The organism is Avibacterium sp. 21-594, assembly GCF_026226815.1.
In the GTDB taxonomy this organism is placed as follows: domain Bacteria; phylum Pseudomonadota; class Gammaproteobacteria; order Enterobacterales; family Pasteurellaceae; genus Avibacterium; species Avibacterium avium.
In genome coordinates this window covers 2,154,087-2,175,657 of record NZ_JAKKOC010000001.1, presented here as the reverse complement: position 1 = coordinate 2,175,657, position 21,571 = coordinate 2,154,087, and the positions used below count along the sequence as shown (strand labels likewise).

Annotated in this window: 18 protein-coding genes; 2 read left to right on the top strand and 16 right to left on the bottom strand. The window is 41.2% G+C overall.

Translation table 11 applies throughout. The features are described from left to right. Positions 1–3 precede the first annotated feature (3 nt). The 14 genes from L5B76_RS11650 to L5B76_RS10435 form a co-directional block, all read right to left on the bottom strand. Positions 4–258 carry an OmpA family protein gene (locus tag L5B76_RS11650; RefSeq protein ID WP_442780796.1) on the bottom strand — a complete coding sequence of 85 codons (255 nt, stop codon included), beginning with the start codon at positions 256–258 and terminating at the stop codon, positions 4–6. A gap of 265 nt (positions 259–523) precedes the next feature. Further along, entirely contained in the window at positions 524–883 is a 360-nt protein-coding gene (locus L5B76_RS10495; RefSeq protein ID WP_265755374.1) for a hypothetical protein, read from the bottom strand. Between the two features lie 221 nt (positions 884–1,104). Continuing rightward, a complete protein-coding gene (locus L5B76_RS10490; RefSeq protein ID WP_013745008.1) occupies positions 1,105–2,313 on the bottom strand; it encodes an IS256 family transposase in 1,209 nt (402 codons plus the stop codon). A 137-nt stretch (positions 2,314–2,450) separates the two neighbouring features. Next, positions 2,451–3,503: an ABC transporter substrate-binding protein gene (locus L5B76_RS10485; protein WP_265755562.1), complete on the bottom strand. Its 1,053-nt coding sequence runs from the start codon at positions 3,501–3,503 to the stop codon at positions 2,451–2,453. Between the two features lie 8 nt (positions 3,504–3,511). Then, on the bottom strand, positions 3,512–4,627 hold the full coding sequence (locus L5B76_RS10480) for a metallophosphoesterase (RefSeq protein ID WP_265755373.1): 1,116 nt from the start codon (positions 4,625–4,627) through the stop codon (positions 3,512–3,514). A 135-nt stretch (positions 4,628–4,762) separates the two neighbouring features. Beyond that, positions 4,763–5,740: a murein tripeptide/oligopeptide ABC transporter ATP binding protein OppF gene (gene oppF, locus L5B76_RS10475; protein ID WP_265755372.1), complete on the bottom strand. Its 978-nt coding sequence runs from the start codon at positions 5,738–5,740 to the stop codon at positions 4,763–4,765. A gap of 1 nt (position 5,741) precedes the next feature. Beyond that, positions 5,742–6,731 (bottom strand): ABC transporter ATP-binding protein, encoded by a 990-nt coding sequence (locus L5B76_RS10470; protein ID WP_265755371.1) that lies wholly within the window; start codon positions 6,729–6,731, stop codon positions 5,742–5,744. 9 nt (positions 6,732–6,740) lie between these two features. Further along, positions 6,741–7,652 (bottom strand): oligopeptide ABC transporter permease OppC, encoded by a 912-nt coding sequence (oppC, locus tag L5B76_RS10465; protein WP_265755370.1) that lies wholly within the window; start codon positions 7,650–7,652, stop codon positions 6,741–6,743. 13 nt (positions 7,653–7,665) lie between these two features. After that, positions 7,666–8,586, bottom strand: a complete 921-nt coding sequence (oppB, locus tag L5B76_RS10460) for an oligopeptide ABC transporter permease OppB (RefSeq protein WP_103852558.1) — start codon at positions 8,584–8,586, stop codon at positions 7,666–7,668. A gap of 77 nt (positions 8,587–8,663) precedes the next feature. Next, entirely contained in the window at positions 8,664–10,304 is a 1,641-nt protein-coding gene (locus L5B76_RS10455; protein ID WP_265755369.1) for an ABC transporter substrate-binding protein, read from the bottom strand. A gap of 249 nt (positions 10,305–10,553) precedes the next feature. After that, a complete protein-coding gene (gene ggt / locus L5B76_RS10450; RefSeq protein WP_265755368.1) occupies positions 10,554–12,314 on the bottom strand; it encodes a gamma-glutamyltransferase in 1,761 nt (586 codons plus the stop codon). Between the two features lie 309 nt (positions 12,315–12,623). Further along, positions 12,624–14,810: a DNA helicase II gene (gene uvrD, locus L5B76_RS10445; RefSeq protein ID WP_265755367.1), complete on the bottom strand. Its 2,187-nt coding sequence runs from the start codon at positions 14,808–14,810 to the stop codon at positions 12,624–12,626. A gap of 101 nt (positions 14,811–14,911) precedes the next feature. Further along, a complete protein-coding gene (gene rlmM / locus L5B76_RS10440; protein WP_265755366.1) occupies positions 14,912–16,003 on the bottom strand; it encodes a 23S rRNA (cytidine(2498)-2'-O)-methyltransferase RlmM in 1,092 nt (363 codons plus the stop codon). Then, the gene (locus L5B76_RS10435) at positions 15,996–16,886 is read right to left on the bottom strand and encodes a transcriptional regulator GcvA (RefSeq protein ID WP_265755365.1); all 891 of its coding nucleotides are present in this window, start codon (positions 16,884–16,886) and stop codon (positions 15,996–15,998) included. The genes rlmM and L5B76_RS10435 overlap by 8 nt, the downstream gene beginning before the upstream one ends. Positions 16,887–17,386: 500 nt before the next feature. Here L5B76_RS10435 and L5B76_RS10430 point away from each other — a divergent pair, with 500 nt between their 5' ends. After that, positions 17,387–18,409, top strand: a complete 1,023-nt coding sequence (locus tag L5B76_RS10430; RefSeq protein ID WP_228516280.1) for a branched-chain amino acid aminotransferase — start codon at positions 17,387–17,389, stop codon at positions 18,407–18,409. Between the two features lie 59 nt (positions 18,410–18,468). Beyond that, the gene (locus L5B76_RS10425; RefSeq protein WP_265755561.1) at positions 18,469–18,813 is read left to right on the top strand and encodes a SirB2 family protein; all 345 of its coding nucleotides are present in this window, start codon (positions 18,469–18,471) and stop codon (positions 18,811–18,813) included. 74 nt (positions 18,814–18,887) lie between these two features. Here the strand turns inward: L5B76_RS10425 and glyA are convergent, their stop codons facing one another. After that, entirely contained in the window at positions 18,888–20,150 is a 1,263-nt protein-coding gene (gene glyA / locus L5B76_RS10420) for a serine hydroxymethyltransferase (protein ID WP_265755364.1), read from the bottom strand. 89 nt (positions 20,151–20,239) lie between these two features. Further along, positions 20,240–21,571, bottom strand: coding sequence for a phosphoribosylamine--glycine ligase (gene purD / locus L5B76_RS10415; protein ID WP_265755363.1), 1,332 nt, complete (start codon positions 21,569–21,571; stop codon positions 20,240–20,242).

The following is a 21,571-nucleotide window of genomic DNA, read 5'->3' as shown; positions in this document are numbered from 1 at the left end:
AGGTTAAGGTTTACGAATACCCATAATTTCAACACTCACACGACGATCTGGTTGTAAACAAGCAACCAATGCTTTAGTTGCTTTATTACCTACACAGTCTTTAGTAACAGGCTGGCTTTCACCTGCGCTTGCTACATTAATTGGTGCTGAAACACCATGGCTCTGTAAGTAACTACGTACCGTTTCCGCACGTTTTAAGCCTAATTTATAATTCGCTTTTTCTGAACCAAGGAGATCGGTATGACCAGTTAAAGTGATGCTATCAATACGAGCATAACCATTTTAAATTTTTTCTGCTAACTCATCAAGTGAGCTTTTTCCTTTCGCTAACAAATCTTTATTTGCTGATTTTCCGAATTGGAATAAGCATCGGCTGCCAAGTTAACACTATCACGCTGGATTTGCTCAAGTGGCTTCACTTGCTCTGGTGGACATCACTTGTGATCTACATCAGTTAATTTAGTGTTAGAACAAGCAGTGAGTGTTAAAACTGAACTTACCACTAAAAGTGGGGTTAATTTTTTCATTGTTTTATCCTTATATTTTTTAGGCGATGAATGGCGATGCCAACCATACCTTGCGCTTGTTTTATAACAAAAGGCGTGAGGTGATTATCATGGTGAATACCATCAATGGCAATTTTGCTACGAGAGTGTAAAACATAGCCATTATTATACTGACTCGCTTGCGTACCTTTGCTCACATCAATACCATCAATACTGATTACCAATTCATAGGTATTCTGATAACTCGTATTTTCATAAATTAAACGGTAACGATCACCATAAACCACTTGCATTGCACTGCCATCTGCATAATTGATAACCGGTAAACGCTGACCACGCTGATTCTCAAAATAAAGAACAATGTCAGGTGTTAACATTGCGACATCAGAACGAGTCCCTGATATAGCATGAGTGAAATATTGAATGAGTTTCACTTGAACAGGGAAACTCAGATCACGCTCTAAATATACCGCATTAATTTTTTGCTCTGTTGTATTTGTTGTGTTCTCGGGCTGAGGCGTAGAACCACCACAGGCAGATAATAGAACAACACAAAATGTGACCCTATCCCAAATTCTGTGTAAACACCCATTTCAACTTAACGGTGATCGTCGAGGCGATCACCAAAATCAATCATAAAACGATTCATTGCCTGTTTCCAGTTTTGAATCGGCATTGTCCATTTCTTTGACGCATCTTTCATCGCCAGCCATATTACCTTGAACACCGACTCATCCGTCGGGAATACATTGCGTTTTTTAATGACTCGCCGAATCACGCTATTGAGTGACTCCACCGCATTGGTGGTATAAATCGCTTTGCGAATATCCGACGGATAATCAAAAAATGTCGCGATATTCGCCCAATTCTCCTCCCAACCTCTCGCTACAAGCGGGTATTTTTCCTGCCATTTTTGCGAAAGTGCGGTCAAATTCTCGCGTGCTTGCATCTCCGTCGGGGCTTGATACACCTGTTTTAAATCCGCAGTCACCGCCTTGTAATCTTTCCATGACACATATTTCAAACTATTACGCACCAAATGCACAATGCAAAGCTGAATCTTGGTTTGGGGATAAACGGCATTAATGGCGTCAGGAAAGCCTTTTAAACCGTCCACACACGCAATTAAAATGTCTTTTAAACCGCGATTTTGCAGCTCTGTTAGCACGTTTGCCCAGAACTTCGCGCCTTCGTTTTCGGCAATCCAGAGTCCGAGTAATTCTTTATGCCCCTCCAAATTCACACCCAACGCCACAAAGACGGACTTGTTGATAATCCGCCCGTCTTGACGCACTTTGACCACGATGCAATCCAAATAAACAATCGGATACACCGCATCAAGCGGGCGATTTTGCCATTCCAAGACGCGCTCTTTAACCGAATCTGTCACGCGAGAAATCAAGCTCGTTGACACATCAGCATCATAGAGTTCTTTGAACATTTCGACGATTTCTTGATTGCTTAAGCCTTTGGCATATAAGGCGATAATCTGCTCGTCCATTCCGGTAATTCGGGTTTGGTTTTTCTTGATAAGCTGCGGTTCAAAGGTGCCCTCACGGTCACGAGGGGTATCAATTTCCATTTCACCCTCATCACACATCACAGTTTTGGACGTATAGCCGTTACGCGCATTTTTGCCTTTTCGTGGCTGATGTTTTTCATAACCAAGGTGGTCAGTCAGTTCCGCGTTTAGGGCTGCTTCGACCGTGATTTTTTTGAGCATTCGAGAAAACTGATTAAGGTCTTCCGGCGTTTTGAGGTGTTTGGCAAATTCTGCTGCCAAGGCGTGGAGTTGTTTTTCGTTCATAATAAAATACCTGTATCTAATGTATTATCTCAGAAACAGGCATTTACACAAATTGTGGGAGAGGCTCCAAAATGTGATAAGTAATGGCTTCAATGTCATCTTTTTAAGCTTTACTTTATGCCTCGTATCTATATTTCCTATAAATTTTCTTTTTTCAGTTTAATTTCTTGCACCCATTTATTCACTAAACGCTTCCCTTCTTCTGCTGAGCCAAAACGCTCAAAGTCAATATTAATCGGCTTTAAGGTTTTTGGATCAACGGATTTTGGTGAGGCTTCGGCATTCACATTAGTTGGAATTTGATATACTCCCGTTTCACGCCACGGCAGCTCTTGCGCTTCTTTAGATAATGCCCAATCCACAAATAATTTCGCATTATCTAAGTTTCTCGCGCCTTTAATAATGCTCAATCCACCAAGGGAATAACTATCGCCCTCGCAAGGCAAAATGGCTTCCACTGGCGCACCGTTTTCTTTCTCCGTAGCATAACTATGCACAAATCCCACGCTTACCGCACTTTCACCGCGAGATAGATTGCTGGTTACTTGCGCACTTTTCATATATTGCGATACATTCGCATCAAGTTGTTTTAAATATTCAAAGGCTTTTTCTTCCCCTAAAAGCTCAATGAGCGTAACAATAGCCGTATAAGTTGTGCCAGAGAGCTGTGGATCAGGGATTTGAATTTGCCCTTTTAAGCGTGGATCGAGCAAATCTTTCCAGCATTTTGGATACTCTTTAATGCCGAGTTCAGCAAATTTTTCCGTATTCACGCCAAAGCCGAGAACAAGCATATATAAAATAGACGTAAATTCGCCTTTTTTATCCAACAAGGCTTTAAATTGTGGCATTGTTTCCGCTTGTTTTGGTGAGCGATAGGGGCTAAGCAAGCCAAGATCTGCCGCCTGATGATGCAATTCGATTGTGCCGCCATACCACACGTCCGCTTGCGGATTATTTTGTTCCGCTTTTAACTTGGATAAGGTTGCGCCTGTGCTGTTACGCACAAACTGGGTTTGCACATTGTATTTTTTACTAAAGGCTTGCGTGATTTTTTCACAAGTTGAGCTTTGCACACTACAATATACCGTCAGCCTGCCTTCCGCCTGCGCAGGATTGGCAAACAATGCACTCGCCCCCAAGCAAAGTGCGGTGAAAATTTTGCTAAAATTTTTATTTAGAACGTTCATCATCATTCCTACTCTTTTCCTTTCACATCTATGATAAACACTTCCGATTGCGATCCCAATCGCATTGGGATTCCCCAAAAACCATAACCTGAAGTTACGAAAAAATGTCCGTTGCCAATTTTCTCATAACCATAATCTAAACGATATAACACTTTTGTGATCAAACTTGCAGGAAACACTTGCCCTTTGTGCGCGTGGCCTGAAACTTGAATATCGATCGGTAAGGTGGAATGTTCCATAATTTCTGTTGGACGATGATCTAACAGAAAAATCGGTAGCTCCCTTTTTGTTTTATCATTAGTTTTATCAAGTGCGGCTAAAATTTGCTTAGTTTTTGGCCGCGCTTTGAATAAATCATCATTGCGTCCAATCAGCACAAAACGGTTATCCACTTCTAGTGCTTGATCCATCAGAACCGTAATACCCGCCTTGCGGATTTCTTTGGCAATGGCTTGTTGCTGCCCAAAGAAATCGTGGTTGCCTAAGGTGGCATAAACTCCAAGGGGCGCACGCAGTTTCGCAAGATGTGGCTGCATTTTTTCTGCCACATAAGCCTGAATATTATCGTCCATAATATCGCCCGGTAGCAAAATAATATCCACCTTTTGTGTGTTCATTATTTCAGCCAGTTGATCTAACTGCTTGCCACCAAATAAGCGTCCAAGGTGAAAATCACTCGCCATTCCAATGCGTAGTGGCTTGAAAGGCTTGTCTAGCGTGATTTCATAATGAATCACCTGTGGCGTGTAAGCATTATACACACTCAAACCAATCAAACTGGCTAAACCAATGGGATAAAGCCAAGCTAAAGTGCGCTGTAATTCTTGCTTAAATTTTTGGTTTCTAAACACAAAATAAATTGTCGCACAAGCCAAACTGACAAAGCTCGCAAATAACAAAAATGCCAAAATAAAGGCACTGAGTCGAAACATTGGGTAAATTCGAGAAATAGTAAGTAGCACTATCGCATTTGCCACAAGGTAATTTAACAAACGAATAAAACGTGACAATGCGGTGTTTTTAGGTGAAAAATACAACCAAGATAGGGTGCGATTAAAAATAAAAATAAAGAGCTGCAATAAGATAAAACAAATTGCGAAAATGAAATAATGACGCATTTCCAACTTCTACTTTCCTTTAAAACATAAAAAGTGCGGTATTTTTTACCCCACTTTTTGGCTTCAGAGCCAAACAAAAAACTAACAAATTCCTGTTAGCCATAAAATAAGGGGATATGATGCCACATATCCCGTAATAAATTAAACTTTAAAACACGCAACTAAATGCTGTTCATTTCCTTCCAAGCGTGGCTTGCTGAGAGTACATTCTGTGTCTGCAATGGGACAACGAGTACGGAACACGCAGCCTGAAGGCGGATTGATTGGTGATGGAAGATCCCCTTCTAGTAGCTGAATTTTTTTACCCCGTTCCAAATCAGGATCAGGAATTGGCACGGCCGACATCAGGGCTTTGGTGTAAGGGTGTTTGGTTTCGTGATACACCTTATCATAAGTGCCAAGCTCTACCGCATTGCCCAAATACATCACCAATACGCGATCGGAAATGTGTTTAACCACAGCAAGATCATGTGCGATAAAAATCAGCGATAAGCCCATTTCTTTTTGTAAGGATTTTAACAAATTCACTACTTGCGCTTGAATGGATACGTCCAACGCTGAAACGGGTTCATCGCAAATAATTAATTTTGGCTCAATAATCAAGGCGCGTGCAATGCCAATCCGCTGACATTGTCCCCCCGAAAATTCGTGCGGGTAGCGGTTAATTAAATTTGGCAATAAACCCACTTTTAACATCATTGCTTGCACACGATCTTTGACTTCCTGTGCCGATAAATGGGGAAAATAAATTTTCAGTGGTTCAGCAATAATATTTCCAATGGTCATTCGCGGATTGAGTGATGCCAAGGGATCTTGGAAAATCATTTGAATATCTTTGCGTGTGTCGTGCCACTGCTTTTCTGATTGCTGACTAAGATCTTTACCTAGCCATAAAATATTGCCGCCAGCGGATTTCACTAAGCCAATAATCGAACGGGCAAGGGTGGATTTTCCGCAACCAGACTCCCCTACCACGCCTAAGGTTTCCCCTTCATACAATTTAAAGGAAACGTGGTTTACTGCGTGCAAGGTTTGTTTTTTCTTAAATAAAAAGCCTTCGTTGCTTTGCACTTTGAAGTGTACGCTCAGATCTTCAACTTCTAATAATAATTTTTTCATCTTAATTCTCCCTTACCAGCTGGCTTGGCTCAATAAAACAAGCACGCAAGCGGTTTGGTGCAAATTGTTCCAATGGTGGGCTGTTTTGGCATTGTTCCGTTGCAAATTGGCAACGTGGGCTAAATGGACAACCCGTTGGCAAATGCAATAAATTAGGTGGATTGCCGGGAATAGTTAAAAGCTTATCTTCTTCAGAATCCAAACGTGGCACAGCGTTGATCAACCCAATGGAATAAGGGTGGGTTGGCTGATAGAAAATATCTTTCGCTGAGCCATATTCCATCGTTCTTCCCGCATACATCACCAGCACCTGATCGCAGCTCCCAGCTACTACGCCAAGATCGTGCGTAATCATAATAATTGCTGTATTAAACTCGTGTTTTAACTCATTTAATAGGGTCATAATCTGCGCTTGAACGGTTACATCTAAGGCTGTGGTTGGTTCATCAGCAATCAATAATTTTGGACGACATAATAATGCCATTGCAATCATTACACGCTGACGCATACCGCCAGAAAATTCGTGCGGATACATTGCCATTCGCTTACGCGCTTCGGGCATTTTCACCGCATCTAACATTTTCACGGATTCTTCAAAAGCTTGTTTGTAATCATAACCTTTATGTAGCACCAACACTTCTGTGAGTTGTTCACCAATTTTCATATAAGGATTAAGCGACGTCATTGGATCTTGGAAAATCATCGCAATTTGCTCCGCTCTTAAGCGGTTTAATTGTGATGGCGATAAACCTAAAATCTCTTCGCCATTAAAACGAGCTGATCCCGAAGTTCTGCCGTTATCTGCCAATAATCCCATTAAGGCAAACGCGGTTTGCGATTTGCCTGAGCCTGACTCCCCTACAATGCCTAGGGTTTCCCCTGCATTGAGGGTAAAAGTTAAATTATTCACCGCAGTAACCTCGCCGTCAGGCGTTTTAAAGGTTACTCTTAAATCTTGAACATCAAGGAGAGGGTGTTTTTCGTTTTTCATTTTCTCACCTTATCGATCTTTCGGATCAAGCGCATCACGCAAGCCATCACCAATAAAATTAAAACAAAATAGCGTTACCACTAAAAATAATGCTGGAAAAATTAGTAACCAAGGCGCGGCTTCCATTGAGTTTGCCCCATCATTTAGTAATGCGCCCCAACTACTAAGCGGTTCTTGTGTACCTAATCCTAAGAAACTTAAAAAAGATTCAAACAAGATCATTCCCGGCACGAGCAAGGAGGCATAAACCACCACAACACCTAATACGTTCGGCACAATATGTCTCCAAACAATTTGACTTGGTGAAACACCACATACAATCGCCGCTTCAATAAATTCTTTACGCTTAAGGCTTAGGGTTTGGCCACGAACGATACGCGCCATATCTAGCCAAGACACCATGCCAATTGCCACGAAAATCAGCAAAATATTTTGCCCAAAGAACGTGACCAATAGGATCACAAAAAACATAAACGGAAAAGAATATAAGATTTCTAAGATACGCATTAAAATCGCATCGGTTTTGCCGCCCACATAACCTGCGGTTGCGCCATAAAGCGTGCCAACTAAAACGGCAATAAGTGCCCCTGCAATCCCAACTAATAAGGAAATACGCCCGCCAATGGCAATACGAACTAGAAGATCTCGCCCTAAGCCGTCTGTGCCTAAATAGTGCATTGATTCAAAATCTGGCGGTGAAGACATCATTGCCCAATCGGTATCATCATAACTAAAGGGCATCAACATTGGTGTAAAGGTTACAAAAAGCAAAATGAGAAATAACACGAAAAGGCTCACCACCGCCGCTTTATTGCGGAAAAAACGGCGTCTGGCATCTTGCCATAAACTGCGCCCTTCGACTTTGTCTAATTGCTCCCCTAATTTTTCCATTAGTGCTTGATTTTCTTTTGTTTTTATCATTGTCTGCACTCCATTAATAACGAATTTTCGGGTCAATCACGGCATAAAGAATATCTACAATGGCATTGAACACAATGGTTAATGTGCCAACCAAAATAGTTAAACTTAGCACTAAGGAATAATCACGATTTAGCGCACCATTCACGAAAAGCTGCCCGATTCCCGGTAGCACGAAAATGCTTTCAATCACCATTGAGCCGGTAATAATTCCCACAAAAGCAGGCCCCATATAAGAAATGACAGGCAACAGTGCTGGGCGTAACGCGTGTTTCAAAATAATTCGCGACATTGGTAACCCTTTTGCTTTCGCCGTGCGAATAAAATTAGAATGCAAGACTTCGATCATTGAGCTACGCATAATCCGCGCAATACTAGCAATATAAGAAAGGGAAAGGGCAATCATGGGTAAAATCATATTGGTCAGCTGCCCGCCTTCCCAACCGCCTGAAGGCAGCCATTTTAAGGTAATGGAAAAAATCAGCACCAACAACGGGGCGACCACAAAACTGGGGACAACAATTCCAGTCATCGCAAAGGTCATTATCAAATAATCTAGCCACTTATTTTGTTTCAACGCGGCGATAACGCCTGCGGAAATCCCGCATACTAAGGCAATTAAAAAGGCTGAAAACCCTAATTTTAACGATACTGGAAAAGATTGCGCGACAAGCTGGTTTACGCTGTAATCTTTATATTTGAATGAAGGCCCGAAATCACCGTGTGCCAAATCTTTCAAGTAAATGCCATATTGCACCATTAATGGTTCATTCAAATGGTATTTTGCTTCAATATTGGCAATGACTTCTGGTGGGTAATTTTTTTCACTGGAAAATGGACTCCCGGGGGCAAGTCGCATCATAAAAAACGAAACGGTGATTAAAATAAATAAGGTTGGGATCGCCTCTAAAATACGGCGAAAAATTAATTTAAGCATAAAATTATTCCCACAAAAAAATTTAGAAAAAAACACCCGCACTTTCCTTAAAATGCCAAAAGTGCGGGTAAAAAAGATTAATGTTTAATGATATAAACGTCTTTTAAATAATAGTTTTGTGCTGGGTGCGCATAAGCAAAGCCTTTCACCCAAGGTTTAATTAAACGCGGTTGAACATAATGATAAACTGGCACCATTGCGGTATCCGCATCTAACAATCCTTCTGCTTTGGCATACACTTCTGCGCGCTCATCATCGCTTTGCGCTTTGAATGAAGAATCAATCAAGGCATCATAAGCTGGATTTTTATAGAATGCAGTGTTGTTCGCACTATTGGATAAATAATAGTTCAAGAACGTGCTAGCTTCATTATAATCCGCACACCAACCTGCACGCGCCACATCAAAGTTGCCTTGATGACGCGTATCTAAGTAGGTTTTCCATTCTTGATTTTCCAAAGTGATATTGACCACGCCTTGTAAATTTTTCTTCCAAATGGACTGCGCAGCACTCGCCAATTTTTTGTGGTTATCGGAGGTGTTATATAACAATTTGAAATTTAACGGGTGAGATTTATCAAAGCCCGCTTCTTTCAACAATTTAAGCGCTTCTTGATTACGCTGATCTTGCGTCCAATTTGCCCACTCAGGGTTAGTCATTTTCTCAGCTCCATTGATAAATGGTGGGGTGAAAATGTAAGCTGGTTTTTGCCCTTGTTGTAACACTTTATTTGTTAAAATTTCACGTTCTAAGGCTAAAGATAAGGCTTTACGCACTTTTGGATTATCAAACGGTGCTTTTGCCGTATTGATTTCATAAAGATAAGTACAAAGTTGCGGCGCGTGCGTTAGCTCATCGCCTAATTCTTTTTTCACTTTGCCATATAATTCAATTGGAATTTCTTTCCCTGTAATATCTTCATCGCCTGCACGATAACGTGCCACATCAGTAGAAGCAGATTCAATCGGCAATAACACCACTTTATCCAACACGGTGCGCGCGTTGTCCCAATAATTCGGATTACGTTCTAACACGGCTTTTTCGTTTACCACCGCAGATTTCAGCACAAATGCACCGTTACCCACGAGATTGCCCGGTTTCGTCCAGTTATCACCAAATTGCTCTACCACTTTTTTATTTACTGGCGCTAACACATAATGCTCAACCAATTTATCAACATAAGGCACAGATTCCGTTAAATGTAACACTAGGGTATGATCGTCTTTGGCTTCAATACCGAGATCAGTAACAGGAAGTTTGCCTGCGGTAACTTGATCCGCATTTTTCAATTTCACAAATTCTAAGAAGCTTGCATAAGGTGCTGCCGTTTTCGGATCGGCTAAACGCTGCCACGCATAAACAAAATCACCTGCCACAACAGGATCGCCATTTGACCATTTTGCATCAGGGCGAAGGTGGAATGTCCAGGTTTTAAAATCTGGGCTATGCTCCCAAGAGGTCGCCGCCCCCGGAATAATATGCCCTTTCGCATCAGAAGTCACTAAGGTTTCAAACAACTGACGCGCATAATAACCTTCTACATCGCCTTCCATTTTTTGTGGATCAAGGGTGGCAGGGTTAGAGTTAATATTCCAAGTTAATTCTTGCTTTTCTGCTAACTGTGTCCCAGCAGGTACCTCAGCCGCCATTGCCGCCCCCACAGAAAGGGATAGCCCTAAAATGGCAGATAAAAGTGTTTTTTTGAATGACGTGTGCATCTTTTCCTCCTAGATTGTTTTTATAAAATGGCTTTCATTAATAAAGGAATTTTCTGATGTTGTAAATAAGAAATTGCGAAATCATCAGGAATTTTTTCTCTCTTTTCTAATCACAGCATTTGATTTACAAAAAATAGACAAAAAAGCACCGCACTTTTGTTTTAATTGGGCTGAATAATGTCACTAATAGTGCATAAAAAAAGCTGACTTCATACTGAAATCAGCTTTATCGGTTAAATTACAAAAGGATTAATATCCCATCGCTGCGCCATCTGGATTACGCGGATCTGAAGCGCCATAAAATCCGCCTTCGGTTACTTGAACAACTTGTTCACGTCCCATTGTCGCTTTTGTCACGACATCGTAACCTTTTTGTTTAAGCAGTTCTATGGTATCTGGGCTAATGCCTTCTTCAATGCGTAATTGATCTGGCTGCCATTGATGGTGAATACGTGGAACGTTGATGGCTTCCGCAGGATTCATTCCATAATCAATCACATTTGTAATACTTTGTAATACGGTTGTGATAATTCTCGCCCCACCCGGTGTGCCAGTGACCAACCAAGGCTTACCATCTTTTAACAAAATTGTTGGCGTCATTGAAGATAATGGGCGTTTTCCTGCTTGGATAGCATTTGCATCGCCACCAATCAAACCAAACGCATTAGGTACGCCAGGTTTTGCAGAAAAATCGTCCATTTCATTATTTAATAAAATACCTGTTCCTTCCGCCACAATGCCTGAGCCAAAATTAAGATTGAGCGTATAAGTTACAGCTACCGCATTTCCATCTTTATCCATAATTGAATAGTGGGTTGTTTGATCACTTTCATAAGGGATTGGATTGCCTTCTTTAATCTCTGTTGCTGGCGTTGATTTTTCTGGATTAATTTTTTTCACTAACTCATCGGCATAAGCCTTTGATGTAATGCCTGCCACCGGTACTTTAACAAAATCAGGATCACCTAAATAGGTTGCACGATCAGCATAAGCTAATTTCATTGCCTCAGCATAGTGATGAATCGCTTTGGCACTATTAACACCAAATTCTTTCATCGGATAATGAGATAAAATATTTAGCAATTGAACTAAATGAACACCGCCAGAACTTGGGGGTGGCATTGTTACCACTTTATAGCCACGATATTCCCCTTCAATGGGTTTACGAATCACTGCCTTATAATTTTTCAGATCATCAAGGCTAATTAAACCGCCGTGTTTTTCCATTTCTTGCACAATTTTTTGTGCGATCTCACCTTCATAAAACGCTGACTTTCCTTGTTGTGCAATAAGGCGCAAAGAATGTGCTAAATCCTGCTGAACTAAATTATCACCAAAAGTAAGTGGCTGATCTTGCTTGAAAAAGATTGCTTTCGTGCTTTGCCACTTGGCTAAATTCTCTTTTTCAATTTCTAAAGTTGCCGCTAAAGTTGGACTAATCGCAAAACCTTGCTCAGCTAATTTAATTGCCGGCGCAATCACTTGCTCACGAGATAAGGTTCCCCATTTTTCTAATGCTAACAATAAACCCGCAACTGTTCCCGGTACACCCACAGCAGAGTGAGTAAATAAAGATTTACCATCTACTAGCTCACCTTTTTCATCTAAATACATATCTCGATGTGCTTTTTGCGGAGCTATTTCTCTAAAATCAATGGTAATATTTTCGCCAGTTTTGGCATCGTGTAGCACCATAAAGCCACCACCACCGATATTCCCTGCATTTGGTAAGACTACGGCCAAAGCAAATCCCACAGCAACCGCCGCATCAATGGCATTACCACCTTGACGTAAAATATCCAAGCCAACTTGCGTTGCTAAATGTTGCTCTGTTGCTACCATTCCATTTTTGGCATATACAGGGTGGAAAATGTCCTTGCTCTGATCATAACGTTGAGCCGCTAAGATAGATTGTTGCGTTGCCTCAGCGGAATATGCTGGCAAAGAAACCACAGATAAAGAAAAAGGAATCGCTAACAATGCAGCGATAAGAGATTTACGAAAATGCATAATGTGTTACCTTCCTGATAGTTATAATTTATAAAGATAGTTAGATTGCTGAACAACTTTCTGCTCAACAATCCCAATCAAAAAACCAAGCAAATTCTCATCACATAGAAAAATTTCACTCTATTTTTTGACTGCATCTATTTTTTAACAAAAAGATAACAATCCATCAATCATTTAATAATGATATTTAAGATCAAAATTACATAAAAAAGCACCGCACTTTTGTTTTTACGCATAAGAATCCCCATAAAACAGAGTTCCTATAAAACCAAAGTGCGGTGCTTTTTCGCTTAATTTTTTAATTTAGGTTTAGGAGAGTTTTTCTAACTTCGCTAAGGCGGCAATGAGCCATTTTATGCCCTCGCCTTGGAAAGCGATTTGTAGGCGGGTGTTGTTGTCTTCGCCCTCCACGTTAATAATTGTGCCATTACCGAATTTGGCGTGTTTGACTTTTTGTCCCATTCGCCATTCGCTAGCGTTACCTGATTTATGCGTATTGAGCGATCCCACGGCTGCGCGGTTATAGGCACGGGTAACCGTACCGCGTAAGCGCACTTCTTGAATGCAATCTTCTGGCAGTTCCTCAATAAACCGTGAAGGCAAATGGCGCTCTTCTTTACCATATAAGCGGCGGCTTTCTGCATAGCTAATGGTCAGTTTTTGTTTAGCTCGGGTAATCCCCACATAAGCTAAACGGCGTTCTTCTTCTAAACGCCCCGGTTCTTCAAAGGAACGGAAACTCGGGAATAATCCCTCTTCCACGCCCACCATAAAAACACGGGCAAACTCTAGCCCTTTGGCAGAATGCAAGGTCATCATTTGCACGCTGGATTGATGTGGTGATGCCTGCTCTTCCCCTGCTTCTAAAGACGCGTGGGTGAGAAATGCCATTAAATCTGTCATTTCTTCCGCTTCATCTGGTTTAATAAATTCTCGAGTTGCACTTACCAATTCTTCCAAATTTTCGATCCGCACTTCACCTTTTTCACCTTTCTCCTGCTTATACATTTCATACAAGCCCGAGTGTTTAATGACAAAATCAGTTTGGGCAAATAGTGGCATTTCTGCACTATCTTGTTGTAAGGAATTAATTAATTCAGTAAAACGCAATAAAGCAGTTGCTGCCCGTCCTGCTAACATATTTTCCTGAATGGCAACTTGAATGGCTTGCCATAGGGTAATTTGTCGCTCACGGGTTAATTGACGTAACACATCTAAGGTTCGATCGCCAATACCACGCGCAGGCGTGTTAATAACACGTTCAAAGGCGGCATCATCAAAGCGATTGGCGATTAAACGCAAATAGGCTAAGGCATCTTTAATTTCTTGCCGTTCAAAGAAGCGTAATCCACCATAAATGCGATAAGGAATTTGCGCACGAATCAAGGCTTCTTCTATCACGCGCGATTGGCTGTTACTACGATATAAAATGGCACAATCATCTAGCTTTCCACCATCATCAAGCCAGATTTTGATTTGGTTTGCCACAAACTGCGCTTCGTCAATTTCATTAAATGCGGCATAAATTCCCACAGGATCGCCCTGCTCACCCTCTGTCCATAAATCTTTGCCAAGGCGGTTGCTGTTATTGGCGATCAAATGGTTTGCGCTGTTGAGAATATTGGCCGTAGAGCGATAATTTTGCTCAAGGCGAATGGTTTGTGCATTGTGAAAATCTTCTAAAAAATGGTGAATGTTTTCTACTTGCGCGCCACGCCAGCCATAAATAGACTGATCGTCATCACCCACGATCATTATTTTTCCCGTTTCACCTACTAATAATTTGATCCACGCATATTGAATTTTGTTGGTATCCTGAAACTCATCAACTAAAATTTGCGAAAAACGTTGCTGATAACGTTGCAAAATCAACGGTTTTTTCAGCCATAATTCATAAGCGCGTAGCAATAATTCGGAAAAATCCAGCAAGCCTGCGCGATCGCAAGCATCTTGATAAATTTGATAAATTTTAATCCAAGTACGTTCTTGAATATCACCGTCATCATCAAGTTGATGCGGTCGCAAACCTTCTTCTTTTTTGTTGTTGATATACCAGCACGCTTGTTTCGGAGGATAAGCGTTTTCATCAATATTATGCAATTTAATCAAGCGTTTAACTAAGCGTAGCTGATCATCACTGTCTAAAATTTGAAAATCCTGTGGCAGCCCTGCATCGGCATAATGGGCGCGTAATAAGCGGTGAGCAATGCTGTGAAATGTGCCGATCCACATTCCCATTACACGTTGTGATGAATATTTCGCCAAAGTTTCTTCAATTCGATGACGCATTTCTGCTGCGGCTTTATTGGTAAAAGTTACCGCCATTATGCTTCCTTCAGAAATTTGCTCCACAGCAATCAGCCAAGCAATGCGAAAAGTCAGCACTCGCGTTTTACCGCTACCTGCACCTGCTAGCACTAAATAATTGCCTAAGGGCGCGGCCACCGCTTCACGTTGTTTATCGTTTAAACCATCAAGTAATTCAGAAATATCCATTACATCACCACTGTTTTTTTATACAGTTTAAATTATAGGGAGATTTTATTAAAAGGCAAGAAGTGCGGTGAAATTTTTATGATTTTTTCACCGCACTTTAATTAAGGCAATAAATAGAGATAAACAGTGATCTCTTCCCTATCGTGATACAAATGTTTTGCTTTGAGCTTGAATTTAAGTCCTTGTTTATCCAAGGCTTGCTCGATCATTGCTAAACATTCTTTGACTTCCGCATAACGCTTCTTCATCGGCAATTTTAAGTTGAAAATACTGGCGTGACACCAGCCATTGATCAACCATTTTGTGATAAGTTGCGCGATGCGGCTAGGCTGTTCCACCATATCACACACTAGCCAATCAATGCGGCGGCGTTTCGGGGGCTGAAATTTAAAGCCATCTTCCGCGCAATGTTCGATTCGCCCTGTTTCGTGCAGGCTGGCAGCCATTTTTCCGTGATCCACGGCATAAACAAATAAACCACGTTTTACCAGTTGATATGTCCAACCACCGGGGCAAGCACCAAGATCGACCGCATATTGGTTTTCGTTCAGATATTGGCTTTCTTTTTGTTTCGGAATAAAGGTTAAGATAGCTTCTTCTAATTTCAGGGTTGAACGGCTTGGCACATCTGCGGGGAATTTAAGCCGTTGAATGCCCATAAAATATGGCGAATGATTATAGTTGTACGAATACCCTACATAGCACGCTGTTGATTGCAAGAAAAAAACGTGCAATGTTAGGGTATGTTGATGATTGCCTTTGCCCTGTAAAAAGCCTTCTTTTTTCAACGCGTTACGCAGCGGCACAGTAAATTTGCGGCAAAATCCCGAAAGCTCTTTTGCTTCGTTGGTATCGGCGGTTTCCACAAATAATTCCGTGCTATTTTTGAGCTTTTTCGCCAATTCACTTTCGCGATATTGCAATAAAATAGGGCTGATGCGATCTTCAGGGGAAAGATCTTGCAATAAATCAGACACCACGATCATTTGGCGAGCAAAAATCAGTTGATCGAAAGGTAATTCTTGTGCAAGACGATCCGCTTCGCCTGTTTGATAACATTCAAAAATCACATAGCCTGAATTCGGCTCAACACGTGCAAAACCAAACACACCGCGCTCACTGGCTTTATCGGTGATTTCCGCGGCTAATTCTTTTTCAAAACCAATACGGCAATATAAGGCAAGTTTATTCATTATTGTTTCTTATTTCTTTAATTATCCATTGGCGGAATGCCAAAATTTGTTCATCATTAGCTTTATCTAATTGATTTACCACATAAAAAGATTTTGGATCTTTTAGCTGAATAGGTAACACCACTTGCAATGTGCCACTGTCAATTTCTTGCTGAGCCAGCACACGATTAGCCAACACAATGCCTTGTCCGTGTACCGCAGCTTGCAATGCCATAAAAGTATGGCTGAAAATTGGCCCGTGTTGAAGATCTAGCTCTTTTAATTGTAAATAATTTGCCATATTCTGCCAGTTATCACGGGTATGAATATGAATAAGCGTATGTTTTTTCAGATCTTCTGCGGAATGTACAGGTTGTTTAGCCAAGAGTTTTGGCGAGGCAAGCAAGAGCAAATTTTCTTCTGCTAATTTTTCCACTTGCAGATTTTCCCACGCGCCACGTCCATAGTAAATGGCAATATCAATTTCACGATTTAACAAACCCTCATCTTGATCTACTCCCATCAAGCGCACTTCAATATCGGGATAAAGGGCATTAAAATCGCTTAAACGAGGTACAAGCCATTGAATACCAAAGGTTTGTGGTACACTAATCGCAAGACGTTTTTCATTTTTTTGGCTCATTAACTTTTGTGTTACTTCAGATAAATGAGACAAAATTTCGCTAATTTCTTTGAAATAAACTTGTCCCAATTCGGTTAAAACTAACGCTCTATGTTTGCGTTTAAATAAAGTAATGCCTAAAAAATCTTCTAATAATTTAATTTGATGGCTCACCGCTGCTTGGGTAACAAAGAGTTCATCGGCAGCTTTGGTAAAACTTAAATGACGTGCCGCACATTCAAAGGCTTTCAATGAATTTAAGGGAGGCAAACGTTTATTCATAATTTATTCTCAAAGATAAAATCGTCAGTAACAATAATGCCCTAACTTTCCTATTAGTTTTTTTAATGCTAAGGATAAAAAAATATCCTTTGTCCAGTAAAGTGCATCTCTCTACAATGCTACACATACTTAATGATTGGTAATTCCTTATTGGTTAAGAGTTTCGACTTAAGTATGATGTTGTGTTTGCATAGTTCGGGAAACCGAACGGAGTAACTTAGTTACTCATTTCACTTCCTGTATATTTATTAAACCATTTTGGTTAAGCACCGCTCAATTGGGCGGTGTTTTTTTATTTCTAGGGTCTGCTGCTCATTTATTTCCGTAAGATCTTAGCATAATTTACGATTTGCTCGAAATAGATTTACTCAAATCCGCTATTCCAACATTTCTCAAAAAAATTCACACAAAAATTACCGCACTTTTCTCATTGCAAGTTTTTAAGAATGGTGTAAATTAATCCTATTCAGTTGTAACAATATCATAATTAAGGAAACAAAATGGCAATCAAAGATCTTGACTGGCAAAATCTTGGTTTTGGTTATATCAAAACCGATTATCGCTACATCGCATATTGGAAAGATGGAAAATGGTCAAAAGGTGAACTCACCCAAGACAACGTTTTACATATTAGCGAAGGCTCTACTGCATTGCATTATGGTCAGCAATGCTTCGAAGGCTTAAAAGCCTATCGTTGTAAAGACGGTTCAATTAATTTATTCCGTCCAGATCAAAATGCGGAACGCTTGCAAAAAAGCTGCCAACGTTTATTAATGCCAGAAATTCCAACAGAAATGTTTATTGATGCTTGTAAACAAGTGGTGAAAGCAAACCAAGAATGGCTTGCTCCTTATGGCACTGGCGCAACACTTTACTTACGTCCATTTATGATTGGTGTGGGTGATAACGTGGGTGTAACCCCTGCAACAGAATATATTTTCTCAATTTTCTGTTGTCCTGTTGGCGCTTACTTTAAAGGTGGTCTAAAACCAACTAACTTTATTGTGTCAGAATATGACCGCGCTGCGCCGCACGGTACCGGTGCTGCTAAAGTCGGTGGAAACTACGCGGCTAGCCTTTATCCAGGAAAACTAGCTAAACAGCGTAATTTCAGTGATTGTATTTACCTTGATCCAGCCACTCACACCAAAATTGAAGAAGTGGGTGCGGCAAACTTTTTTGGTATCACAAAAGATAACAAATTTGTTACCCCACTTTCACCATCAATTCTGCCAAGTATTACAAAATATTCCCTACTTTATTTGGCCAAAGAACGTCTTGGTTTAGAAGCCATTGAAGGCGATGTTTACATTAACCAACTGGATCAATTCAAAGAAGCGGGCGCTTGTGGTACTGCGGCTGTGATCACCCCAATTGGTGGTATTCAGTATGGTGATGATTTCCACGTTTTCTATTCTGAAACAGAAGTAGGCGAAATCACGCGCAAACTTTATGACGAATTGACAGGAATCCAATTTGGTGATGTTGAAGCACCTGCTGGTTGGATTGTGAAAGTCGAATAATCTTAATCAGGCTACTTCAATGAAGTAGCCTTTTCTCTTACTCAAAAAACCTAACGATGATGATTTTATATTTAATTTATCTCCACGCTTTTTCAGCCTTTGTAAGCTTAGGGCTATTTGTATTACGCGCGCTAATGCAATTTGCACAAAAAGACTGGCGCGCAATAAAATTGCTGAAAATTCTACCGCACTTATCTGATACCTTATTATTAGTCAGTGGTATCATAATTTTAGTTAATTTTGAAATTGGCTTCCCTTGGTGGATTGGTGCAAAAATTGCTTTATTAATTAGCTACATTATTTTCGCCACTCGCTTTTTCAAAGCAAAACAAGCTAGCCTAATACCATTTTTACTCGCATTAATTTCATTTGCTGGTGCAATATTATTGGGTTATTCTCATTAATTAGACATAGGCATAAAAAAACCTTTCCCATTTGGGAAAGGTTTTTATTTTTTCTTATCTAAACTAAAAAAGCATTATGGATAAACTGGCAAGCGCTTACAAATATCTAGCACTTTCGCTTTTGTTGCTGCGATAACTTCTGCTTCGTTTTCTTTACCCACGGCATCAAGCACATCGCACATCCAGCCTGCTAGCTCTTTCACTTCTGCTTCTTTAAAACCACGGCGAGTCACAGAAGGTGTGCCTACACGAATCCCTGAAGTAATAAACGGTTTTTGTGGATCATTTGGTACAGCATTTTTATTCACCGTAATGTTCGCTTTGCCTAATGCGGCATCGGCGGCTTTCCCTGTTAAACCGTGGCTCACTAAATCCACTAAGAATAAATGGTTTTCTGTGCCGTTAGACACCACGTTATAGCCACGCTGTTTAAACACTTCCACCATCGCTTTTGCGTTTTTCACCACTTGTTGCTGATAAGCTTTAAACTCTGGCTCGAGAGCCTCTTTAAAACATACCGCTTTAGCTGCAATAACGTGAACCAATGGACCACCTTGACCCGCTGGGAAAACAGCGCTGTTTAATTTTTTGTAAAGCTCTTCATCACCACCTTTCGCTAAAATCAAGCCGCCACGCGGGCCGCCCAAGGTTTTGTGTGTTGTGGTTGTCACAACGTGCGCGTGCGGTAATGGGTTTGGATAAACACCTGCAGCGATTAAGCCTGCAACGTGTGCCATATCCACGAATAAATAAGCGCCCACTTCGTCAGCAATCTCACGCATTTTCGCCCAATCAACTACTTGAGAATAGGCAGAAAAGCCTCCCACGATCATTTTTGGCTTAACGCGTAACGCTTGTTCACGCAATGCGTCATAATCAATTACGCCCTCATCGGTGATGCCATATTGTTCTGCGTGATAAATTTTGCCTGAAAAGCTCACTGATGCACCGTGAGTTAAATGTCCGCCGTGTGCCAAGCTCATACCTAAAATGGTATCACCCGGATTTAACAATGCCATATACACTGCCGCATTGGCTTGCGAACCAGAATGCGGTTGCACATTGGCATAATCTGCACCAAATAATTCTTTCGCACGGTCAATCGCGAGTTGTTCAACAATGTCCGCATATTCACAACCGCCGTAATAGCGTTTGCCCGGGTAACCTTCCGCATATTTGTTGGTAAATTGAGAACCTTGCGCTTCCATCACGCGTGGGCTGGCATAGTTTTCTGATGCGATTAATTCAATATGTTCTTCTTGACGGCGATTTTCATCTTGGATCGCCTGCCATAGTACGGGATCGTAATCAGCGATGTTCATACTTCTTTTTAACATTGTGTTTGTCCTCTTTGTTTCAAAATATGGGAGATAGTTTACTCTGTTCTGTTACACTTTTTAATGAAAATTTAATTGTTAATTTCTCATCATCTTGATGAATTTTTTTCATCTATGACGAATGACTTCTCGCGCGCAATAGCTCTCCAGCCAATATCACGGCGGAAGAAACGTCCTTGCCATTGAATTTGTTCGGTGAGTTTTAAGGCTTTCTGTTGAGCATCAAGCACGGAATCACCTAATGCGGTGGCACAAAGAACACGGCCGCCGTTAGTCACTAATTGGTCATTTTCTTCACTCACACCTGCAAGGAAAACTTTTTCATCTGCCTGCTCAGTAGTTGGTAAGCCTTGGATTTCATCGCCTTTGCGATAATCCGCAGGATAGCCCTCTGCAGCAAGCACAATGCCTAGCGCGGCTTGTTTTTTCCATTGAGATTGAACTTGATCCAACTTCCCTTCACAGGCTTTTGAGCAAAGTTCCACCAAATCAGAATCCATTCGCATCATAATAGGCTGCGTTTCAGGATCACCAAAACGGCAGTTAAATTCAATCACTTTTGGCTGACCATTTTTATCGATCATCAGACCAGCATATAAAAAGCCTTTATATACATTGCCTTCGGCCGCCATTCCTTGCACGGTTGGATAAATAATCTGTTCCATTACACGCTGATGAATTTCAGGGGTAACCACAGGGGCTGGCGAATAAGCACCCATTCCTCCTGTATTTAAGCCTTTGTCGCCCTCCCCCACACGCTTGTGATCTTGGCTGGTTGCCATTGGCTCAACATTTTTGCCGTCCACCATCACGATAAAACTGGCTTCTTCACCATCTAAAAATTCTTCAATCACCACGCGTGAACCTGCATCACCAAAGGCGTTACCTGAAAGCATATCTTTAATAGCTTCTTCTGCTTCCGCTAACGTCATTGCCACAATCACGCCTTTACCCGCCGCTAAGCCATCTGCTTTAATCACAATCGGCGCGCCTTTTTGGCGGACATAAGCAAGGGCTTGTTCCACGTCTGTGAAGTTTTGATATTCTGCCGTTGGAATTTGATGACGTGCTAAGAAATCTTTGGTGAATGCTTTTGAGCCTTCCAGCTGTGCGGCAGCTTGGCTTGGGCCAAAAATGGTTAAACCTGCTTGTTCAAAAGCATCGACAACGCCTGCTACCAACGGGGCTTCTGGCCCAACAATGGTTAAGCCCACTTGATTTTCTTGGGCAAATTTCACTAATGCTGGAATATCTGTCGCAGAAATTGCCACATTTTCCACCGCACTTTTGCCGAAGCCCTTTTCTCTCGCCGTGCCTGCATTGCCTGGGGCAACAAACACTTTACTGGCTAAAGGAGATTGCGCTGCTTTCCACGCAAGGGCGTGTTCACGCCCACCATTTCCGATAATTAAAATATTCAT